At 60.2% G+C, this 19,183-nt stretch carries 16 protein-coding genes and 1 pseudogene; 8 read left to right on the top strand and 9 right to left on the bottom strand.

Annotated elements, in window-relative coordinates:
• Nucleotides 1-71 precede the first annotated feature (71 nt).
• On the bottom strand, nt 72-1,088 hold the full coding sequence (gene cysK, locus NW853_RS02795) for a cysteine synthase A (protein ID WP_414335559.1): 1,017 nt from the start codon (nt 1,086-1,088) through the stop codon (nt 72-74).
• A gap of 220 nt (nt 1,089-1,308) precedes the next feature.
• Here cysK and dxs point away from each other — a divergent pair, with 220 nt between their 5' ends.
• Nucleotides 1,309-3,264 carry a 1-deoxy-D-xylulose-5-phosphate synthase gene (dxs, locus tag NW853_RS02800; protein WP_414347657.1) on the top strand — a complete coding sequence of 652 codons (1,956 nt, stop codon included), beginning with the start codon at nt 1,309-1,311 and terminating at the stop codon, nt 3,262-3,264.
• 2 nt (nt 3,265-3,266) lie between these two features.
• Here the strand turns inward: dxs and NW853_RS02805 are convergent, their stop codons facing one another.
• The 3 genes from NW853_RS02805 to fbp form a co-directional block, all read right to left on the bottom strand.
• A complete protein-coding gene (locus tag NW853_RS02805) occupies nt 3,267-4,181 on the bottom strand; it encodes a tetratricopeptide repeat protein (RefSeq protein ID WP_414347660.1) in 915 nt (304 codons plus the stop codon).
• Between the two features lie 206 nt (nt 4,182-4,387).
• Complete coding sequence (gene zwf / locus NW853_RS02810) at nt 4,388-5,938, bottom strand: glucose-6-phosphate dehydrogenase (RefSeq protein ID WP_414347663.1); 1,551 nt, start codon at nt 5,936-5,938, stop codon at nt 4,388-4,390.
• 50 nt (nt 5,939-5,988) lie between these two features.
• A complete protein-coding gene (fbp, locus tag NW853_RS02815; RefSeq protein WP_414335561.1) occupies nt 5,989-6,972 on the bottom strand; it encodes a class 1 fructose-bisphosphatase in 984 nt (327 codons plus the stop codon).
• Between the two features lie 349 nt (nt 6,973-7,321).
• On the opposite strand from fbp, the gene ilvD reads away from it, so the two are divergent.
• Nucleotides 7,322-9,019, top strand: coding sequence for a dihydroxy-acid dehydratase (ilvD, locus tag NW853_RS02820; RefSeq protein WP_414347678.1), 1,698 nt, complete (start codon nt 7,322-7,324; stop codon nt 9,017-9,019).
• Nucleotides 9,020-9,094: 75 nt separating this feature from the next.
• On the opposite strand, the gene NW853_RS02825 is transcribed toward ilvD, so the two are convergent.
• The 5 genes and pseudogenes from NW853_RS02825 to NW853_RS02845 form a co-directional block, all read right to left on the bottom strand.
• A complete protein-coding gene (locus tag NW853_RS02825; RefSeq protein WP_414347666.1) occupies nt 9,095-9,334 on the bottom strand; it encodes a hypothetical protein in 240 nt (79 codons plus the stop codon).
• A gap of 67 nt (nt 9,335-9,401) precedes the next feature.
• Nucleotides 9,402-9,599 (bottom strand): annotated as a pseudogene (locus NW853_RS02830) (RNA-guided endonuclease TnpB family protein); the annotation flags it as partial.
• A 347-nt stretch (nt 9,600-9,946) separates the two neighbouring features.
• Nucleotides 9,947-11,131 carry an LL-diaminopimelate aminotransferase gene (locus NW853_RS02835; protein ID WP_414335031.1) on the bottom strand — a complete coding sequence of 395 codons (1,185 nt, stop codon included), beginning with the start codon at nt 11,129-11,131 and terminating at the stop codon, nt 9,947-9,949.
• 48 nt (nt 11,132-11,179) lie between these two features.
• The gene (locus tag NW853_RS02840; RefSeq protein WP_414347668.1) at nt 11,180-11,773 is read right to left on the bottom strand and encodes a TolB family protein; all 594 of its coding nucleotides are present in this window, start codon (nt 11,771-11,773) and stop codon (nt 11,180-11,182) included.
• A 46-nt stretch (nt 11,774-11,819) separates the two neighbouring features.
• Nucleotides 11,820-12,104 carry a DUF427 domain-containing protein gene (locus NW853_RS02845; protein ID WP_414335033.1) on the bottom strand — a complete coding sequence of 95 codons (285 nt, stop codon included), beginning with the start codon at nt 12,102-12,104 and terminating at the stop codon, nt 11,820-11,822.
• A 189-nt stretch (nt 12,105-12,293) separates the two neighbouring features.
• Here NW853_RS02845 and NW853_RS02850 point away from each other — a divergent pair, with 189 nt between their 5' ends.
• The 6 genes from NW853_RS02850 to yqeK all read left to right on the top strand — a co-directional run bounded on the left by NW853_RS02850 (nt 12,294) and on the right by yqeK (nt 19,171).
• Nucleotides 12,294-13,718, top strand: coding sequence for a DUF697 domain-containing protein (locus tag NW853_RS02850; protein WP_414335034.1), 1,425 nt, complete (start codon nt 12,294-12,296; stop codon nt 13,716-13,718).
• Nucleotides 13,719-13,763: 45 nt separating this feature from the next.
• Complete coding sequence (locus NW853_RS02855; RefSeq protein WP_414335035.1) at nt 13,764-14,531, top strand: peptidase; 768 nt, start codon at nt 13,764-13,766, stop codon at nt 14,529-14,531.
• 45 nt (nt 14,532-14,576) lie between these two features.
• Nucleotides 14,577-15,563 (top strand): glycine--tRNA ligase subunit alpha, encoded by a 987-nt coding sequence (glyQ, locus tag NW853_RS02860; RefSeq protein WP_414335036.1) that lies wholly within the window; start codon nt 14,577-14,579, stop codon nt 15,561-15,563.
• A 149-nt stretch (nt 15,564-15,712) separates the two neighbouring features.
• Nucleotides 15,713-16,237 carry an NYN domain-containing protein gene (locus tag NW853_RS02865; protein WP_414335037.1) on the top strand — a complete coding sequence of 175 codons (525 nt, stop codon included), beginning with the start codon at nt 15,713-15,715 and terminating at the stop codon, nt 16,235-16,237.
• A gap of 479 nt (nt 16,238-16,716) precedes the next feature.
• A complete protein-coding gene (gene lepA / locus NW853_RS02870) occupies nt 16,717-18,528 on the top strand; it encodes a translation elongation factor 4 (protein WP_414335038.1) in 1,812 nt (603 codons plus the stop codon).
• Nucleotides 18,521-19,171, top strand: a complete 651-nt coding sequence (gene yqeK / locus NW853_RS02875; RefSeq protein WP_414335039.1) for a bis(5'-nucleosyl)-tetraphosphatase (symmetrical) YqeK — start codon at nt 18,521-18,523, stop codon at nt 19,169-19,171. Before lepA ends, yqeK begins: the two co-directional genes overlap by 8 nt.
• The last annotated feature ends 12 nt before the right edge of the window (nt 19,172-19,183 follow it).

Below are 19,183 nucleotides of genomic sequence, written 5' to 3' on the forward strand. Positions count from 1 at the left end.
CCAGCCTTGCCCCACCGTCTGGTGCCACAACTCAAAGTGCAAGTGGGGCCCCGTCGCCCCCACGTAGCCGATTACTGGAGCTTTTGGCCTGGGTTGGATGGTCCAAGACTGCTGGGATCCCCGACCGGCCCGCCCGCGCGGTCAGAATCCCGCTCTAGGTCGCGGAAGAGGGGCGTGCTCAAGTAGCGCTCGCCAAAACTGGGCTGGATCATCACAATTAGCTTGCCGGCGTTTTCCGGTCGCCGCCCCACCTGGATGGCTCCCGCCAAGGCAGCTCCGGTGGAAATGCCGGAGAGGATCCCCTCTTCCCTGGCCAGGCGGCGGCTGTAGATCATGCTTTCCTCATCTTCCACTGCAATTACCTCATCCAGCAGGTCGCGCCGCAGCACATCGGGCACAAATCCTGCTCCGATCCCTTCAATGCGGTGAAAGCCAGGCCGCCCGCCGCTGAGGACAGCACTGGCCTTGGGCTCAACGGCCACCAGTCGAATGGCCGGTTTTTTCCCCTTCAGAAACTCGCCCGCCCCCGTGATGGTGCCGCCGGTGCCTACCCCTGCCACCAGGATATCCACCTGGCCATCGGTATCCTCCCAAATTTCCGGGCCGGTGGTTTGGTTATGAATCTGGGGGTTGGCGGGATTGGCGAATTGGCCCAGCATGTAAGCGTTGGGGGTGCGGCGCACGATCTCTTCGGCCTTCCAGATGGCCTCCCCCATGCCGCCGGCGCTGCTGGCCAAATGCACCTCTGCCCCGTAGGCTTTCAACAGCAGTCGCCGCTCCAGGCTCATGCTCTCAGGCATAACGATGATCAGCCGGTAACCCTTGGCAGCAGCAGCCATGGCCAGGCCAATGCCGGTATTGCCAGAGGTGGGCTCCACCAAGATGGTCTTGCCGGGGGTGATCAAGCCAGCTCGTTCGGCAGCCTCGATCATGCTCACGGCGATGCGATCTTTCACCGAGGCGGCAGGGTTAAAACTCTCCAATTTCACTACAATCTCAGCCAGACACCCTTCGGATTGAGGGATCCGATTAAGCCGCACCAGGGGGGTACGACCGATGAGCTGGGTGATGTTGGCGGCGATTTTCATGGCTAACAAAAAGAGAGAAACCAATTGCGAATAGGCCTTCAGTCCAAAGCAGCCGAGGGCCTTGTGCGATGCTAACCCTTGCATGAGCTCCTTGGTGCTCCCTCTCAGGATCTCACTGCCCTTGGCCCAGGGGATCCCGGCGTTTTCCAAAGTGGGATGGCAACAAAACCCGCCCAGAAAATGATCTAGAGTGAGATCACACCGGAAGGACGAGTCCCCTATGCACCTGAGTGACATCACTCATCCCAACCAGCTTCGAGCCCTGAACCTCAGCCAGTTGCGCAGCCTAGCCCGCCAGATTCGCGAAAAGCACTTGCAAACGGCTGCCAACTCCCCAGTCGGCTGTCACCTGGGACCGGGGCTAGGAGTGGTGGAGCTGACCCTGGCCCTCTACAAGACCCTTGACCTGGATCGCGACAAGGTGATTTGGGATGTGGGCCACCAAGCCTATGCCCACAAAATGCTCACCGGCAGGTATCACAACTTTCACACGCTGCGCCAGAAAGGGGGGATTTCCGGCTACCTGAAGCGCAGCGAGAGCCGCTTCGACCACTTCGGGGCCGGCCACGCCTCCACCAGCATCTCGGCGGCCTTGGGCATGGCCATCGCTCGGGATCGGCGGGGGGACAACTTCAAGGTGGTGGCCATCATTGGGGATGGTGCTCTGACTGGGGGCATGGCCTATGAGGCGATCAACCACGCCGGGCACCTGCCCAAGACCAACCTGATGGTGATCCTCAACGACAACGGCATGTCGATTTCTCCCAACGTGGGGGCGATCCCTCGCTATTTAAACCGCCTGCGCCTCAGCCCACCGGTGCAGTTTTTGGCCGACAGCCTAGAGGAGCAACTGAAAAATCTGCCCCTGCTGGGATCCAGCCTCAGCCCGGAAATCGACCGCCTCAAGGAGACGGTGAAGCTGGTTACTGCCGTGCAAAACAACAAGGCGGGCATCATCTTTGAGGAGCTGGGCTTTACCTACGTGGGGCCGGTGGACGGGCACAACTTGGCAGAATTGTTGGATGCCTTTGAGTTGGCCCACGGCATCTCTGGGCCGGTGCTGGTGCATGTAGCCACAGTCAAGGGCAAGGGCTACCCGCCAGCGGAAGCGGAGCAGGTGGGGTATCACGCCCAATCCCGCTTTGACCTGGCCACCGGCAAGCCCTACCCACCCAGCAAGCCCAAGCCCCCCAGCTACAGCAAGGTCTTTGGCCACGCCCTTTGCAAGCTGGCAGAGCGGGATCCCCGTATCATCGGCATTACGGCGGCCATGGACACTGGCACCGGCCTAGACAAACTCAAGGAAAAGCTGCCGGATCAGTTTATAGATGTGGGGATCGCCGAGCAGCACGCCGTCACGTTGGCTGCCGGCATGGCCTGCGAGGGGATGCGCCCGGTGGTGGCCATTTACTCCACCTTCCTGCAGCGGGCCTACGACCAGATCATCCACGATGTCTGCATCCAAAAGTTGCCGGTCTTCTTCTGTTTGGATCGGGCAGGGGTGGTGGGAGCCGATGGCCCAACCCACCAGGGCATGTACGACATTGCCTATCTGCGCTGCATTCCCGAGATGGTGCTGATGGCCCCCAAAGACGAGGCGGAGCTGCAGCGCATGGTGGTGACCGGGATCCAGTACACCCAAGGCCCCATTGCCATGCGCTACCCGCGTGGCTCCGGCGTGGGGGTGCCCCTGGCAGAGGAAGGGTGGGAGCCCATTCCCATCGGCAAAGCAGAGGTGCTGCGCAGCGGCGGCGAGGTGCTGATCCTGGCCTATGGATCGATGGTGCATCCCAGTTTGCAGGCGGCGGAGATTTTGAAGGAACACGGTATCTCCACCACTGTGGTCAACGCCCGCTTCGCCAAGCCTCTGGATACCGAGCTGATCCTGCCCCTGGCCCAACAGAGCCGCCTGGTGGTGACAGTAGAAGAGGGCTGCCTCATGGGCGGGTTTGGCTCGGCAGTGGGGGAAGCCCTTCTGGATGCCGATATCCGGGTGCCTTTGTTGCGCCTGGGGGTGCCGGATGTGTGGGTGGAGCACGCCACTCCTGAGGAGTCCTTGGCGGATCTGGGCTTGAACAGCGCTGGGATTGCCGAGCGGATCCGGGCCAAGGTTGAGAGGCTGCAGGAACGGATGGGCGCGGGATCCCCGGCCCAAGCTGCCTTGGGCGGCCCCTGAGCCTACTCTTCTGAGAGCCCCATCTGCCGGTTGAACTGCTCGACGGCAGCTTGCTGCAGAGCCTCGGCAACGGGGCGGCTGCGCAGGAGAACTTGCACATCCCGCAGCAGCTTCTCCCGCCACAGGTTCTCCCGCAGCACTTCTAGCCGGGCATAGCTGGGATCCAGGCGCATGGCCTTTGCCCCCAGCTCCTCGGCTCGTCCGGTTTCTCCCCGAATGTAGAGAGCGGTCGCCAAGGCCAAGTAGGGCTCTGCCACAGAGTCGTTCATCTCTATCGTGCGTTCCCAGCGCTTGATGGCAGCCTCCAGATCTCCCTGCTCGTAGTCCACCAAGCCGATGTTGTTCATGGCCGGCCAATAGGCGGGATCCAACTCCAGAGTCTTCTCATATTCCCGCCGGGCGGGATCCCATTGATCCAGCATTAGGTAGGCATTGCCCAGTTGGAAGCGGGCGTTGGGGTTCTCCGGTTGCAGGGCCACAGCCCGTTCCAAAGCCTCGGCGGCGGCAAAGTAGCTGCCCTGCCGCAAGTAAGCCCCTCCCAGCGAGTAGAGAATATCGGCGTCGTCAGGAGCTAGGGCGCGGGCCTTCTGCAGCGCTTGCACCGCCTGGGCGTAGTCTCCCCGCTCCAGGTGGACGTTGCCCAAAACATAGAGCAGCTCGGAGGAGTTGGGCACCATGGCCACCGCCAGTTGCAGGCGGCGCAGCGCCTCTTCTGTCTGGCCAAACTGGGCCAGCCGCAGCGAGTCAGTGGCCAGTTGCAGGGCCTGGGCCCGCATCAACTCCCCATTGGGCAGGGGAAGGTGCAGCAATACCTGGGCTCGAGCGGGATCCCCTCTCCCTACCCCCAACACCATGGCAAGGCCCAGCGGCAAGGTTAGCAAAAACCGGACAGGTAGCCGGAATACCAGTGGCGGCATGACACCCACGCAAAAACAGGTCATGCCCATGTTAGCTGCAGCAACCGGGGATCCTTCCTGCCAGGGCTGGTTCCAACCAGATGCATGTTTGCGCCGGCGGCGCGGAGCACCATCTCTAACTCCCCTCTCCCTTTGGGAGAGGGGCCGGGGGTGAGGGCCGTCCCTTTGGGAGAGGGGCCGGGGGTGAGGGCAGCGATTCAAACAAACTAGAGACGTCGCCACCGCCGCCCCGACTGGGCCAGCAAGTCTTCAGCGGCCTTGGGCCCCCAGGTGCCGGCCTCGTAGGTGAGCAGGGGCGGCGCGGCACTGCCGCCATTGCCTTCGGGCTGGGCTTCCCAGGCCGACAACACCGGCGTCACCACCCGCCAGGCGGCTTCCACCTCGTCGGCGCGGGTAAATAGGGTGGGATCCCCCAGCAGGCAGTCCAACAGCAGGCGCTCGTAGGCATCCGGGGTGCTCGACCCAAAGGCAGTTCCATAGCGAAAATCCATTTCCACCGAGCGGGTGCGGATCTCCGGCCCCGGCATCTTGGCCTCAAAGCGCAGGGAGATGCCCTCGTTGGGCTGGATGCGCAGCACCAGGATGTTGGGGCTCACCTCCCGGGCTGCCGAAGGAAAAAGAGAGAGCGGCACCTGCTTAAAGTAAATGGCTACCTCGGAGACCTTCTTGGCCAAGCGTTTGCCGGTGCGCAGGTAAAAGGGCACTCCCTGCCACCGCCAAGTGTCGCATTCCAATTTCAGGGCCACGTAAGTGGGGGTTTGCGAGTTGGGGTTGACATTGGGCTCTTGGCGATAGCCTGGCACCGGCTTGCCGGCGATCCAGCCAGGGCCGTACTGGGCTCGCACCGCTGCCGCGGCTACATTGCGCAGATCCGCCAGGCGGGTAGCCTGCAACACCTTGGTCTTTTCGTTGCGTACCCCGTCGCTGCGCAAGGAGACGGGCGGCTCCATAGCGGTGAGGCAATAGATCTGCATCAGGTGGTTTTGCACCATGTCCCGCAGAGCGCCGGCAGCATCGTAGTAGCCAGCCCGATCCTCCACCCCCACCGTTTCCGCCACAGTAATCTGCACATGGTCGATGTAGTTGCGGTTCCAGAGGGGCTCAAAGATGGTGTTGGCAAAGCGGAAGACCAACAGGTTTTGCACCGTCTCCTTGCCCAGGTAGTGGTCGATGCGGTAGACCTGCTCTTCCTGACAAATCCGCTGTACGATGCGGTTCAGCTCCTGGGCCGAGGTGAGGTCGTGGCCAAAGGGCTTTTCAATCACCACCCGCGTTTTGGCCGGGTCGGCCACCAGGCCGGCTGCCCCCAACTGTTGGATGGCCTGGGCGTAGAAGTCCGGCGCCACCGCCAGATAAAACACCCGGTTGCCGCGGGTGCCCCGCTCCTCATCCAGTTGGCCGAGGAATTGCTTGAGACGCAGGTAGCCCTCGGCATCGCCAAGATCAAGGCGACAGTAGAACAGGCGGCGGGCAAAGTCTTGCCAGAGGGCTTCTGGCCCCAGATCTTGGGGGGCAAATTCTTCCAGGGCCGCCCGCATCTTGTCCCGATAGATCTCGTGGCTCCAATCGCGCCGGGCCACCCCCACCAAGGTAAACTCCGGCGGCAGCCGTCGCTGCACAAACAGCCGGTAGTAGGCCGGGATCAGCTTGCGGGCCGCCAGATCCCCGGAAGCGCCAAACTGTACCAGGATACAGGGATCCGGAACGCGCTCTTGGTTGAGGCCAACGCGCAGGGGGTTTTCAGCCAGGGTCACCATAGAGTCGGCTCGGCTTGCGTGGGCGGGGTCAGGGAAGAGGGGCTAGGAGGTCAGCGAAGGCAGCGCAACACTTCTTCCACATTCTCGCGGCTGCCGATAATCAAAGGCACCCGTTGGTGCAGGGATTGGGGCACGATGTCCAGGATAGCCTCGCTGCCGGTGGTGGCTACGCCCCCCGCCTGCTCAACTAAAAACGCCAGCGGGTTGGCCTCGTACATCAGCCGCAGCTTGCCCTCTGGTTTTTTCTGGGTGCCCGGATAGAGGTACACCCCGCCTTGAAGGAGGATACGGTGAAAATCCGCCACCAGAGCGCCGCTGTAGCGGGAGGTGTAGCCATCGTGGCGGTGGACGTAGCGGACATAGTTCTGGATCCCTTCGCTCCACTGGCAGAAGTAGCCCTCGTTAAGGCTGTAGACAGAGCCGCGTTCGGGAATGCGAATATCGCTCTTGGAGAGGATGAACTCGCCCAAGCTGGGATCCAACGTAAAACTGTGTACCCCCTTGCCGACGGAATAGACCAGTTGGGTGCTGGGGCCGTAGAGGATGTAGCCGGCAGCCAGTTGGCGGCGGCCCGGCTGCAGGAGATCTTGGTTGTCTGCTTCCGGACGATCCTCTAGAGGATGAAGGACAGAGAAAATCGAGCCGACGCTGAGGTTGGCGTCAATGTTGGAAGATCCATCCAAGGGATCGATCACCAGGGCCAAGCGGCTGAGGGAGCAGTTTTCCGGCAGGCGGGCCGGCGTTTTCATCTCTTCCGACACCAGCCGACACACCAGGCCCGTCTGCTCCAAGGCGCGGATGAAGGCCCGGTTGGCATAGTCGTCCATCTGTTGCTGTTCTTCCCCTTGGACATTGACGCTGCCGGTCACCCCCAACGTTCCTTCGATCAGCCCTGCCTGGCTGAGGCGGCGGGCGATCATCTTGCCGGCCAGGGCAATGCGGTTCATCAGGGCGCTGAAGTCCTGCGCCTCGGCAGTAAAGCTGCCAAACTGCTGCAAGACATGGCGGGAGAGGGTGAGCACATCCCGCGCCATCTCCCGTTCGGCGCTGCTGGGCACGGCGGCTGGGGAGGGAGGAGAGCTGAGAATCATATGCGGCTTCACTGACACCTAAGAGGAAACGCCGGAACAAGAGATCCCTAGCTTCTGTATCTCGAACCGGCGGGCAAGGACTGCGTCCCACTGACGCGATTGGAATTTGGGATCCCCTTTACTAGGTAGGCTGGCCGATTCTCGGCGCAGGTGCCGAGAACTTACAGAGTTGCTTCAGATTTGGTCGGATCCCTCTTGCCAGGAGGGTTACGGTTGCCTTTGGGAAAAGCGGTAGGATGAGTTCTACCCATTCTTTTCCCTGCTCACTTTTCTCGGTTTCTTCTTACCAATGATGGCCAACTCTCCTTTTCCGCTGCGCAGCCAAGTGGTCACCCAGGGGGTGCAGCGCTCCCCCAACCGCGCCATGCTTAGAGCAGTGGGCTTTCGCGATGAGGACTTCGGCAAGCCCATCGTCGGCATCGCCAACGCCCACAGCACCATTACCCCCTGCAACATCGGCATCCAAGCCCTGGCCGAGCGAGCCGAAGCCGCCCTGCGGGAGGCCGGCTGCATGCCTCAGATCTTCGGCACCATTACCATCAGCGACGGCATTTCCATGGGCACCGAGGGCATGAAGTACTCCCTCGTGTCGCGGGAGGTGATTGCCGATTCCATCGAGACGGTGGTCAACGGCCAGAGTATGGATGGTCTCTTGGCCATCGGTGGCTGCGACAAAAACATGCCGGGGGCGATGATTGCCATGGCCCGCCTCAACGTGCCTTCCATCTTTGTCTATGGTGGCACCATCAAGCCGGGGCATTACAATGGCCGTGACCTCACCATTGTCAGCGCCTTTGAAGCGGTAGGGGAGTACAGCGCCGGTCGCATCTCCGAGGAAGAGCTGCTGGCGGTGGAGCGCCACGCCTGCCCCGGTGCCGGATCCTGTGGCGGCATGTACACCGCCAACACCATGTCCAGCGCCTTTGAGGCCATGGGCATGAGCCTGCCCTATTCCTCTACCATGGCGGCAGAGGACGAAGAAAAAGCCGAAAGCGCTGCCCAATCGGCCAAGGTCTTGGCCGAGGCTATCAAGGCCAACATTCGGCCCCGTGACATCATCACTCGCCAGAGCATTGAGAACGCCATCTCCGTCATCATGGCCGTAGGGGGATCCACCAACGCCGTGCTCCACTTTTTGGCCATTGCCCACGCCGCGGAGGTGCCCCTGACGTTGGATGACTTTGAGACCATCCGCGCCCGCGTGCCCGTCCTTTGCGACCTTAAGCCTTCGGGCCGCTTTGTTGCCACCGATCTGCACCGGGCCGGCGGGATCCCGCAAGTAATGAAGATCCTGCTCAACCACGGCCTGCTGCACGGGGACTGCCTCACCATCTCTGGCCAGACGATTGCCGAAGTCCTGCGGGATGTGCCGGACGAGCCCAGCCCTGACCAAGAGGTCATCCGCCCCTGGCACAGCCCCCTCTACCCCCAAGGGCACCTGGCCATTCTCAAAGGCAACCTGGCCACAGAAGGGGCAGTGGCCAAGATTAGCGGCGTCAAGACTCCCAAGATCACGGGGCCGGCGCGGGTCTTTGACTCGGAGGAGTCCTGTCTGCAGGCTATCCTTGCTGGCCAAATTCGACCAGGGGACGTAGTGGTGATCCGCTACGAAGGCCCCAAGGGTGGCCCCGGCATGCGGGAGATGCTCTCGCCCACGTCCGCCATCATCGGCGCTGGCTTGGGAGATAGCGTGGGCCTGATCACCGATGGCCGCTTCTCCGGCGGCACCTACGGCATGGTGGTGGGCCATGTGGCTCCCGAAGCCTATGTGGGGGGCACGATTGCCCTGGTGGAAGAAGGAGATCTGATCACCATCGATGCGCCGGCTCGCCTGTTGCACCTGCATGTCAGCGAAGAGGAGCTGGCCCGCCGCCGCGCCCGCTGGTCTCCGCCTGAGCCCCGCTACAAACGGGGCACCCTGGCCAAGTACGCCAAGCTGGTCTCCAGCAGCAGCCTGGGGGCGGTGACCGATTTGAACTTGTGGGATTAGATCCCTCACCCCCAACCCCTCTCCCAGTGGGAGCCAGCCCTCACCCCCAACCCCTCTCCCACTGGGAGAGGGGAGTTAGAGAACGTCTCGTATCTCGACCGGGTGACGTGCCACCTTCCACCGCCAGCGACCGAACGCGCCATGGGCATTGACGGCTTGCGTCCACTCGTCCAGATAGCGCTGCTTCACCCGTTCTAGCTCGGTGTTCTCCTGCCGCACCGCCTCGCAGACATGTTGCACAACTCGTAACATGTTGAGGGTGATGATCAAGCGGCAGCGCAGTTCATCCTGATAAAAAAGAGGTGGGGAGATCAAGATGCGGTCAGAGCGAATAAACTACCCCACCGCATAGGCGGGTGGGGTTTTAGCGCTACGCGCCGCTGATGCGAGTGGAGATGCAGTGGTTTACCCAAACTTGAAAGCGTCTCTCCCTGCCAGACAGCCGTTGCAACAGCTCCCGGCATCGACGCCGAGAACTGCGTGTGCCCTGACTGGCCTTGCGTTGCAGAACCGCTCTCAAGCGGGAGTAGTGGTCTCTTACCTGGTTCAACTGCTGTCCATTCCAGTTGTCCCCCTCTGTTCGCGCCAGCGGGCCGTAGGCCCTGGTCGCATCCAACTTTGTGGCTTGCGACGCAGATACCTTGAGCTTGCAAGAGATAGTCAGAACTTGGGTCATAGTAAGTATATTGGGCGCTATCCTTTCCCACCCGAGTGGGGTATCCCGCGCATTCAGATGAAACTCGAAAAAGCTGCGGCTGTTATTTTACGGTCATTTCAAATAGCAATGAGACGGTTCGTCACATTGTTGTTGCTACGTAACGCTGTTGCGAACGCGCTGCTCTAACTTCCCTCTCCCAGAGGGAGAGGGGTTAGGGGTGAGGGCTGGCTCCCTCTGAGAAAGGAGCCGGGGGTGAGGGCATTTCAAGCTTAAGACATGCACTGGGACAAAAACTCCCCAATCCGACCTATTGCTTCCTCCAGCCGGGATCCCTCCGCCACCAGGGCAAAGCGGACATAGCCTTCGCCACTGGGGCCAAAGCCAGAGCCCGGCGACAGGGCAACGCCGGTAGCCCTCACCAAGTCCAGACAAAACTGGGCTGAGGAACCACGGTAGGACTCCGGCAAAGGCGCCCACAGGTACATGGTGGCCTCCGGCAGGGGCACGGGCCAGCCGATGCGGTGCAAGGCTGCCACCGCGATATCCCGCCGCTGGCGGTACACCTGCCGCCAGTGATCCAAGAAGCTATCGGGAGCCGCCAAGGCCGCCGCTGCCCCCCGCAGAATGCCCTGGTAGGGGTGGAAGTCGATGGTGGACTTCACCAGGCGCAAAGCTCGGATCAGCTCGCGGCTGCCGATGGCATAGGCCACCCGGAACCCCCCCATGTGATAGGACTTAGAGAGGGAAAAGAACTCGATGGTGCGGGTCTTGTCTGGATCCGCCAGCAGCGCCGAGGGAGCCACCTGGCCGTCGAAACGCCAGTCCACATAGGGAAAGTCATGGGCCAGGAAGATATCGTGCTGCCGACAAAATTGCAGCGCTTCCTGCCAAAACTCTGGGGTGACGGTGGCGGTGGTGGGGTTGTGGGGATAGCTCAGCACCAACAGCCGCGCCCGACGACAGACCTCCACCGGGATCTCGTCCCACTGGGGCAGGAAGCGGTTTTTCGCCCGCAGGGGCAAATAGTAAGGGATCCCTCCCGCCAGATGGATCCCGCCCACGTGGGAGGGGTAGCCGGGGTCGGTGACCAAAGCAATATCCCCGGGATTGAGCAAGGCCAGCGGTAGAAGGGCCGTTCCCTGCTGGGATCCGATCAGCGGCAGCACCTCGGTTTCTGGGTCGATCCCCAGGCCGAACTTCCTCAGGTACCACTTGGCGCAGGCGGCGCGGAAATCGGCGGTGTCGTGAAACAGAGTGTAGCCGTAGGTGGCGGGATCCGACAAAGCGGATTGAATGGCTGCCAGCGCTTCCGGAGGCGGGGGCAGATCTGAGGAGCCCAAAGAAAGGTCGATGACATCCAAGCCCGACCGACGCGCCTCCCACTTGGCCTGGTCTAGCTGGTCGAAGACATTAGAGTGCAGCAGCTCCAGTCGTTGGGCAAAGGCAGTGGGCATGGGGCAGATCCAGGGTGGCTAGGGCGTCATCCAAACAGCGGGATCTCTTTAGGGATTGTTGGGATTGTTGCCGGCAGTGGAGGAGCTGGGGGCAGAGGGCCGTGTGGCCGCCGCCGGGCCGCGGTCAAAGATCTCGATGTGCCACTGGCCGCGACCGTTGCTTTCAAAGGCGATAAAGCGGCCATCGCCGCTGATGGTGGGGTTGCGCACATCCCCCGGCACCCGGCTGCTGATGTTTTCGACGCGGCGGGTTTGCCGGTCGTAGAGAAAGATCTCCGACTTGCCCAGCGCATTGGAGACATAGACGATGTAGCGACCGTCGGCGCTAATGTCGGGCGAGGTGGCAGCCACATCGCTGGAATTCAGACCGGGCAAGTCCACCAGCCGCTGTTCCACCGTGTCGTAGAGAAAAATATCCTGGCTGCCGCTGCGGGCAGAGGAAAACACCAGGTAGCGACCATCGCCACTGAAAGCAGGCTCCCCATCGGGGAAAATGCTGTTGAGGCCGCTGCCGGCCAGGGTGGGGCGCGGCGTGCGCAAGCCTGCTGGGCTGCAGCCCAACAGCACCAGGCTCAATCCGGCCCAACACAATTTTTTTGCCCAGCAGGTCAGCCTGAACGGGATCCGGCCCTTGGTCAGCATTGCCTTGCCTCTCCGATTTTTTCCATCATACCCAGCCGGCAAACGGCTAGGGTTCTACCTTGACGCCCTTCCAGAAGGCCACGTAGCCGCGGATATTGGCTGCAGCCGGCTTGGGATCGGGGTAGTACCAGGCGGCGTCTTTGTTCTCCTGGCCGTTGACCACAAGGGTGTAGTAGCTGGCTTGCCCCTTCCAAGGGCAGGTGGTGTGGGTGGGGCTGGGCTGAAAGTATTCCCGCCGCAAAGATTCCGGCGGAAAATAGATGTTGCCTTCCACGGTTTCGTAGCGGTCGGTCTCCGCCACCACCACCCCGTTCCAGATGGCCCTGGGCATGAAAAACCTCCTGTCGCGAACTCTCGGTTCTCAACGTTAGTTTTAACGTTATTTTTGAAGTTGCAGATCTCGGCAAGGCCAACTGCCTTTCTTTGAGATTAGCTTTTCTGCCTGTCGTTGATCGTTGTCGTTGAGGGTTGACACCCGCCCCTGCTGGGCTATTCTCCACTGCTATTGAGCGCTACGGCCATGGCTCGCCGCAACACCCTAGAAGATGACCTCAACTACCAGCAAGCCAAGCGCAGCCTGCGCCAGTGGGTGGCCCAACTGGATCTGCACCCCCAAGAGATCGCGGGCCTAGAAGGGGAGTTAGAGGATCTGCAAACGCTGCTGGACAAGCTGGAGACTGAGGTGATCCACATCGCCGCCTTTGGCCTGGTGGGGCGGGGCAAGTCCTCCCTGCTCAATGCCCTGTTGGGCGAGCCGGTGTTCGAGACGGGGCCAACCCACGGCGTCACCCGTACCCATCGAGCTGCCGTTTGGAACATCAGTTGGGAAACCCGCCCCAAGGCCCCAGCCGCCCCGGCCCGGGGATCCCAACTTCCCCCGCCAGCCATTCAATCGGTACAGGTTACCCACTGGCAGGGATCCCGTCTGGAGCTGATCGACACCCCTGGCCTCGATGAGGTGGACGGCGAGGAGCGGGCGCGGCTGGCCCAAGAGGTGGCGCAGCGGTCGGATCTGATCCTGTTTGTCGTCTGTGGGGATCTGACACGGGTGGAGTTCGAAGCCCTGGCGGCCCTGCGGGAGGCGGGCAAGCCCATGCTGCTGGTCTTCAACAAGATCGACCAGTACCCAGAGGCGGATCGCCAGGCCATTTACGACAAGATCCGCAACGAACGGGTACGGCAGCTCCTTTCCCCCAACGAAATTGTCATGGTGGCGGCCTCCCCGCGCGTGCCTCGCCTGGTGCAAAGGCCGGACGGGAGCTTCGGCGCCCAACTGGAAGTGGGATCCCCGCAGGTGGACGAGCTGCGCCTGAAAATCCTGGAAGTCCTGCATCGGGAGGGGCGCTCACTGCTGGCCTTGAATGCCCTCCTGTTTGCCGATCGCGTCAACCAACAGGTGATCGAGCGCAAGCTGCAAAGCCGCGCCCAGCAGGCCCAAGATCTCATCGCCGCCGCTGCCCGCACCAAAGCGCTGGCGGTTGCCCTCAACCCCATTACCCTGCTGGATACTCTGGGAGGGCTGGCTCTGGATGTCACCCTGATCCTGCGCCTGTCCCGCCTGTATGGCTGGCCCATGAGCAGCGCGGGAGCCGCCCAACTGCTGCAGAAGATCGTCCTCAGCATGCTCAGCCTGGGGGCAGGAGAATGGGTGGCGCTGTTGGGCCTGGGATCCCTGAAAACCTTGCTGGGGGGATCCCTGCCCTTTGCTGGGGGACTCTCTCTGGGGGCCTACGGTTCGGTGGCCCTGACCCAGGCGGTGTTGGCCGGGTTTTCCTGCTACGCCATCGGGGAGGCGGCCCGTCGCTACCTGGCCCAGGGAGCCAGTTGGGGGCCGGAGGGGCCCAAAGCCGCCATAGCCCAGATTTTGGCCGATTTGGACGAAGCCTCGATCACCGCCCGCCTGCGGGAGGAAATCCGCCACAAAATTGGATTCGCTCTCTCCTGACCCTCTACAACCCTCTACAATCAGAAGGCCGAGCCAATCGTTCCCATGACCTACTGCCTTGGCATCCTCACCCGTTTTGGCTTGGTGATGGCAGCAGATTCCCGCACCAACGCCGGGGTGGACTATGTCTCCACCTACCAGAAGCTGTTCGATTTTTCCTTGCCCGAAGAACGGGTAATCTTAATTTGCACCTCTGGCAACCTGTCTATTACCCAGAGCGTTTTAACGGAAGTGCAGCGGGATCTGCGACAGCAGGAAAGTGCGAATCTTCACACGTTTCCCCATCTCTACGACGTGGCCCGCTACCTGGGATCCAAAATTCGTTACATCCAAGAGCAAGACCGACCCTGGTTGGAAAAAGACGGCATCGACGCCCAGTGCAGCCTGTTGCTGGGAGGACAAATCCGCGGCGAGGAGCCGGCCCTTTTTTTGATCTACAGCCAGGGCAATTGCATTCAAGCCACCCCAGAAACGCCTTTTTTGCAAGTGGGGGAAACCAAATACGGCAAGCCCATCCTGGATCGCACCCTCTCCTACGAAACCTCGCTGCAGGATGCGGCCAAATGCGCTCTCCTCTCCATCGACTCCACCATGAAGTCCAACATCTCCGTCGGCCCCCCCATCGACCTGGTGATGGTGCCGGCCAATCAGTTCAAAGTTACCCACCGCCTGCGCCTGCGCACCGGGGATCCCTACCTGGCCAAGATGCGCAAGCTCTGGGAGAGCGCCCTCAAACAGGCCTTCGACCAAATGCCCCCCATCGAGTGGGACTACTCAGATTCAGCCGATCGAGAAGAAGAGCTGATCGACTGAGCGGGGGAGATTGGTAGGATAGGGTAGCTTTGCCCAGCCCTTGTCATGTCAGCCCACACCTTTCAGGACTTGATCTTTCGCCTGCAGCAGTTTTGGGGGGAACAAGGCTGCCTCATCCTGCAGCCCTACGACCTGGAAAAAGGCGCCGGCACCATGAGCCCCCACACGTTTTTGCGTGCCCTGGGGCCGGATCCCTGGCGGGTGGCCTATGTCGAACCTTGTCGCCGCCCCACCGATGGGCGCTACGGCCAAAACCCCAACCGCCTGCAGCATTATTTTCAATACCAAGTGCTGATCAAACCCTCCCCCGACAACATCCAAGATGTGTACCTAGATAGCCTACAAGCTCTGGGCATCAACCCGGCAGAGCACGACATTCGCTTTGTGGAAGATGATTGGGAATCTCCCACCTTGGGGGCTTGGGGTGTGGGCTGGGAAGTGTGGCTGGACGGCATGGAAGTTACCCAGTTCACCTACTTTCAACAGGTGGGCGGGCAGGATTGTCGCCCGGTTTCTGTAGAAATTACCTATGGGCTAGAGCGCCTGGCCATGTACCTGCAGGGGGTAGATTCGGTTTTCGATCTCTGCTGGAATGAGCACCCTTCCCTGGGCCGGATTACCTATGGACAAATCTATTTCCAAAACGAGGTGGAGCAGTCCTACTACAACTTCGAGTATTCCGACCCTGAAATGCTGCTGGAATTGTTCCGCCTCTACGAAGCCGAGGCTAAGCGCTTGATCGAAACCACACACCAGAAGCTGCAGAAACAACTGTTGCCGGATCGGTTGGCTGTGTCTCTGCTCCTGCCCGCCTACGACTATGTGCTCAAGTGCTCCCACACCTTTAACCTGCTCGATGCCCGCGGCGTCATTGCCGTAGCCGAGCGCACCCTCTACATTGGGCGCATCCGCAACCTGGCCCGACAATTGGCGGAGCTATATGTCAGCCAAGCGGATCGACCCGGCTCCAGCTATGCCCTAGGGCAGACGGAACCCACCCTGATCTCCAAAGGCGCCTGGGCTAATAGCTAGGGAAAAAGATCCCTGTTTTCGCTATGATGAGAGATTGGTATCAGCAGGCGCTGGCCTGCCATAGCCACCCCTTACCTTAGGATAATCGACACTCTCGTTTTCGCCCTCTTTTCCTGACCAGTCCACCTTATATTCCCGGAAAAATCTTTATGTTTCGCCATCCCGTCACGCGGGTTTCCATCTTTATCGATGGGAACAATATGTTTTATGCCCAACAAAAAAATGGCTGGTTTTTCGACCCGCGCCGAGTCTTGGATTATTTTGTTAGGTCACAGCCCAATGTCGAGCTAGTCAACGCATTTTGGTACACCGGCATCAAGGATCCCAACGATCAAAGGGCTTTTCGAGATGCTCTGATCAGCTTGGGCTTCACCGTACGCACCAAGATTCTTAAAGAGTATCGAGACGAAGACTCCGGCCGCTACTCCCAGAAGGCCAACCTGGATATCGAGATCGTTATCGATATGTTCAACACCGTTGGGCAATACGACAGGATCGTTTTGTTTAGCGGCGATGGCGATTTTGAGCGGGCCGTCGAGCTGTTGCGCTCCAAAAACACCCTGATTACGGTCGTCTCCACCGAAGGGATGATCGCTCGCGAGCTGCGCAACGCCACCGACCGCTACATCGACCTCAACGACATTCGCCCCTACATCGAGAAGCTAGACAAGTAAGGCCGAGATTTTGGGCCGATCCCTCTGCTGTCGAGCCAGCCCCACAGCTCCCTGGCGGAGTTGCCACAACTCATCTGAGTTCCTTCTGGTTTCTCCACCTTGAGGGGAAGTCTGCTGAGTAAGATTGCTGCCACGCGAGCGACCCATCCGTTACGCCGACCATAGTCGGCGTTGCCGGGAAAAGCTGTCCCAGCCACTTTAAGTTGCTCTGGCAACCGTCAGAAGGGTTGTTATAGTCATTATCAAATAGCAATGAAACACTTCTCCACCTCGTTATTACTACGCAATGCTGTCGCTCTAACTCCCCTCTCCCTCTGGGAGAGGGGCCGGGGGTGAGGGCGGGTCGGCGGCAAAGTGTCTTAATCTTGTTTGAAACGACTCTATCTTCCTCCTTGCCGGTTAACTTCTGGACAACCTTGGCCTGGGCAGAGGGCCAAAGAGGCTAGCATTGTAAAAAATCTTTGCCCTGACAGGTTCTTATGACCGACGTTCCCGTCTCCCGCATTCGCAACTTTTCCATCATCGCCCACATCGACCACGGCAAATCCACCCTGGCCGACCGGCTCTTGCAAGAAACCGGCACCGTTTCAGCTCGCGAGATGAAGCCGCAACTGTTGGACAACATGGAACTGGAGCGGGAACGGGGCATCACCATCAAGCTGCAGGCGGCCCGCATGAACTACCGCGCCCAAGACGGCCAGAACTATGTGCTCAACCTCATCGACACGCCGGGGCATGTGGACTTTACCTACGAAGTCTCCCGCTCCCTGGCAGCCTGTGAAGGGGCGCTGCTGGTGGTGGATGCCTCTCAAGGTGTGGAAGCGCAGACCCTGGCCAACGTCTATCTGGCCCTAGAGAACAACCTAGAGATCATCCCGGTGATCAACAAAATTGACCTGCCGGGGGCGGAGCCGGAGCGGGTGATCGCTGAGATCGAGCAGGTAATCGGCCTCGATTGCAGCGGAGCGATCTTGGCTTCTGCCAAAATGGGCATCGGCATCCAAGAGATCCTAGAGGCTATTGTGCAGCGGGTGCCCCCGCCACGGGATACGGTGGCGGATCCCTTGCGGGCTTTGATTTTCGATAGCTACTACGACTCCTACCGCGGTGTGATCGTCTATGTGCGCATCATGGATGGGGAGGTGAAGACGGGAGACAAGATTTGCTTCATGGCCTCTGGCCGAGAATACGAGATTACCGAGCTGGGGGTGATGCGCCCCCATCAAGAGCCGGTCGAGGCCCTGCATGCGGGCGAGGTGGGCTACGTGGCCGCTGCCATCAAGAGCGTGGAACACGCCCGTGTTGGGGATACCATTACGCTTGTCCATCGCAAGGCCTCTGAACCTCTGCCCGGCTACAAAGAAGCCAAGCCGATGGTGTTTTGTGGCCTCTTCCCCAGCAGCTCCGATCAATACGCCGAACTCAAAGAAGCTCTGGAAAAACTCAAGCTCAACGATGCTGCTCTCTACTTTGAGCCGGAAGTTTCCCCTGCCATGGGCTTTGGCTTCCGCTGTGGTTTTCTGGGCCTGCTGCACATGGAGGTGGTTCAGGAGCGCCTAGAACGGGAGTACAACCTCGATTTGGTGATTACAGCTCCGACGGTGGTGTACCAAGTTACCCTCAACAACGGCTCTGTGATTCGGGTAGACAATCCCAGCAAGCTGCCTTCCCCCAACGAGCGCACCAGCATTGAGGAGCCGATTGTGAGGGTAGAGGTGATTCTTCCTGAGGAATTTGTCGGTACCGTGATGGAGCTGTGCGAGACCAAACGCGGCACCTTTAAGGACATGAAATATCTGGCGCAGGGTCGAACTACGCTTGTATATGAGCTACCGCTGGCAGAAGTGGTCACCGACTTTTTCGATCAATTGAAATCGCGCACCCGTGGCTACGCCAGCATGGACTACCAAATGGTGGGTTATCGTGCGGATGATCTGGTGCGCTTGGACATTTTGATTAACGGCGAGGTGGTGGATTCTTTATCCACTATTGTGCATCGGGACAAAGCTTTTTATGTAGGCCGTTCCCTGGTTGCCAAGTTGCGGGAGCTGATCCCCCGCCATCAATTTGAAGTGCCCATTCAGGCGGCGATCGGCTCCAAAGTGATTGCTCGTGAAACCATACCGGCCCTGCGCAAAAATGTCTTGGCCAAGTGCTACGGAGGAGATGTGACCCGCAAACGCAAGCTTTTGGAAAAGCAAAAAGAGGGGAAAAAACGCATGAAGGCAGTGGGAACGGTGGATGTGCCCCAAGAAGCATTTATGGCGGTGCTGAAGTTGCAAAATGACTAGGGTGAGCGGCGCTCAACTGCAGCGGGAGGAGGTGTTGGCCTGGCTACAGCGTCAGGTGCCGCCCCCTCGCCTTCGCCATATCTTGGGGGTAGAGGCAATGGCCCGGCAACTGGCGGCCCACTATGGGCTGGACGAGCAAAAAGCTGCTTGGGCAGGGTTGATGCACGACCTGGCCAAGTCCTTCCCGCCGGAGCAACTGTTGCAAAGGGTGGCTCAGGAACGGGAGCTGGACGAGATCGAGCGGGCCGAACCCCACATTCTCCACGCCGAGGTGGGATCCCTGCTGGCACGGGAGCAGTTTCAGGTACAGGATGCAGAGATTTTGGCGGCCATTGCCAACCACACCCTGGGGCGGCCCGGCATGGATCCGCTGAGTTGTGTGGTTTTTGTAGCCGATGCTCTGGAGCCGAATCGGGGCAGCAGCCCAGAATTGGAGCGGTTGCGGCAGATGGCTTTTGTAGATTTGTCTAAAACCGTGGTGGGAGTCTGTGACTTGAGCCTAAAATTTTTGCTAGATCGGAATCAGGTGATTCATCCGCGCACCCTCATGACTCGGAATCATTTTCTGTTGCATCCTTTAGATAGAAAGGATTTAGAGAAGGTTATGTTCCAAGGCAACTCAGTCGTTTCGGGAGGGTTTTAGTTGCTACAGCTT

The sequence above is a fragment of the Synechococcus sp. H55.11 genome, from assembly GCF_047462475.1.
Classification (GTDB): domain Bacteria; phylum Cyanobacteriota; class Cyanobacteriia; order Thermostichales; family Thermostichaceae; genus Thermostichus.

Excerpts from the sequence above, each read along its gene's own strand:
- cysK (WP_414335559.1), bottom strand. The coding sequence starts at position 1,088 with ATGAAAATCGCCGCCAACATCACCCAGCTCATCGGTCGTACCCCCCTG.
- dxs (WP_414347657.1), top strand. The coding sequence starts at position 1,309 with ATGCACCTGAGTGACATCACTCATCCCAACCAGCTTCGAGCCCTGAAC.
- NW853_RS02805 (WP_414347660.1), bottom strand. The coding sequence starts at position 4,181 with ATGCCGCCACTGGTATTCCGGCTACCTGTCCGGTTTTTGCTAACCTTG.
- zwf (WP_414347663.1), bottom strand. The coding sequence starts at position 5,938 with ATGGTGACCCTGGCTGAAAACCCCCTGCGCGTTGGCCTCAACCAAGAG.
- fbp (WP_414335561.1), bottom strand. The coding sequence starts at position 6,972 with ATGGCGCGGGATGTGCTCACCCTCTCCCGCCATGTCTTGCAGCAGTTT.
- ilvD (WP_414347678.1), top strand. The coding sequence starts at position 7,322 with ATGGCCAACTCTCCTTTTCCGCTGCGCAGCCAAGTGGTCACCCAGGGG.
- NW853_RS02835 (WP_414335031.1), bottom strand. The coding sequence starts at position 11,131 with ATGCCCACTGCCTTTGCCCAACGACTGGAGCTGCTGCACTCTAATGTC.
- NW853_RS02840 (WP_414347668.1), bottom strand. The coding sequence starts at position 11,773 with ATGCTGACCAAGGGCCGGATCCCGTTCAGGCTGACCTGCTGGGCAAAA.
- NW853_RS02845 (WP_414335033.1), bottom strand. The coding sequence starts at position 12,104 with ATGCCCAGGGCCATCTGGAACGGGGTGGTGGTGGCGGAGACCGACCGC.
- NW853_RS02850 (WP_414335034.1), top strand. The coding sequence starts at position 12,294 with ATGGCTCGCCGCAACACCCTAGAAGATGACCTCAACTACCAGCAAGCC.
- NW853_RS02855 (WP_414335035.1), top strand. The coding sequence starts at position 13,764 with ATGACCTACTGCCTTGGCATCCTCACCCGTTTTGGCTTGGTGATGGCA.
- glyQ (WP_414335036.1), top strand. The coding sequence starts at position 14,577 with ATGTCAGCCCACACCTTTCAGGACTTGATCTTTCGCCTGCAGCAGTTT.
- NW853_RS02865 (WP_414335037.1), top strand. The coding sequence starts at position 15,713 with ATGTTTCGCCATCCCGTCACGCGGGTTTCCATCTTTATCGATGGGAAC.
- lepA (WP_414335038.1), top strand. The coding sequence starts at position 16,717 with ATGACCGACGTTCCCGTCTCCCGCATTCGCAACTTTTCCATCATCGCC.
- yqeK (WP_414335039.1), top strand. The coding sequence starts at position 18,521 with ATGACTAGGGTGAGCGGCGCTCAACTGCAGCGGGAGGAGGTGTTGGCC.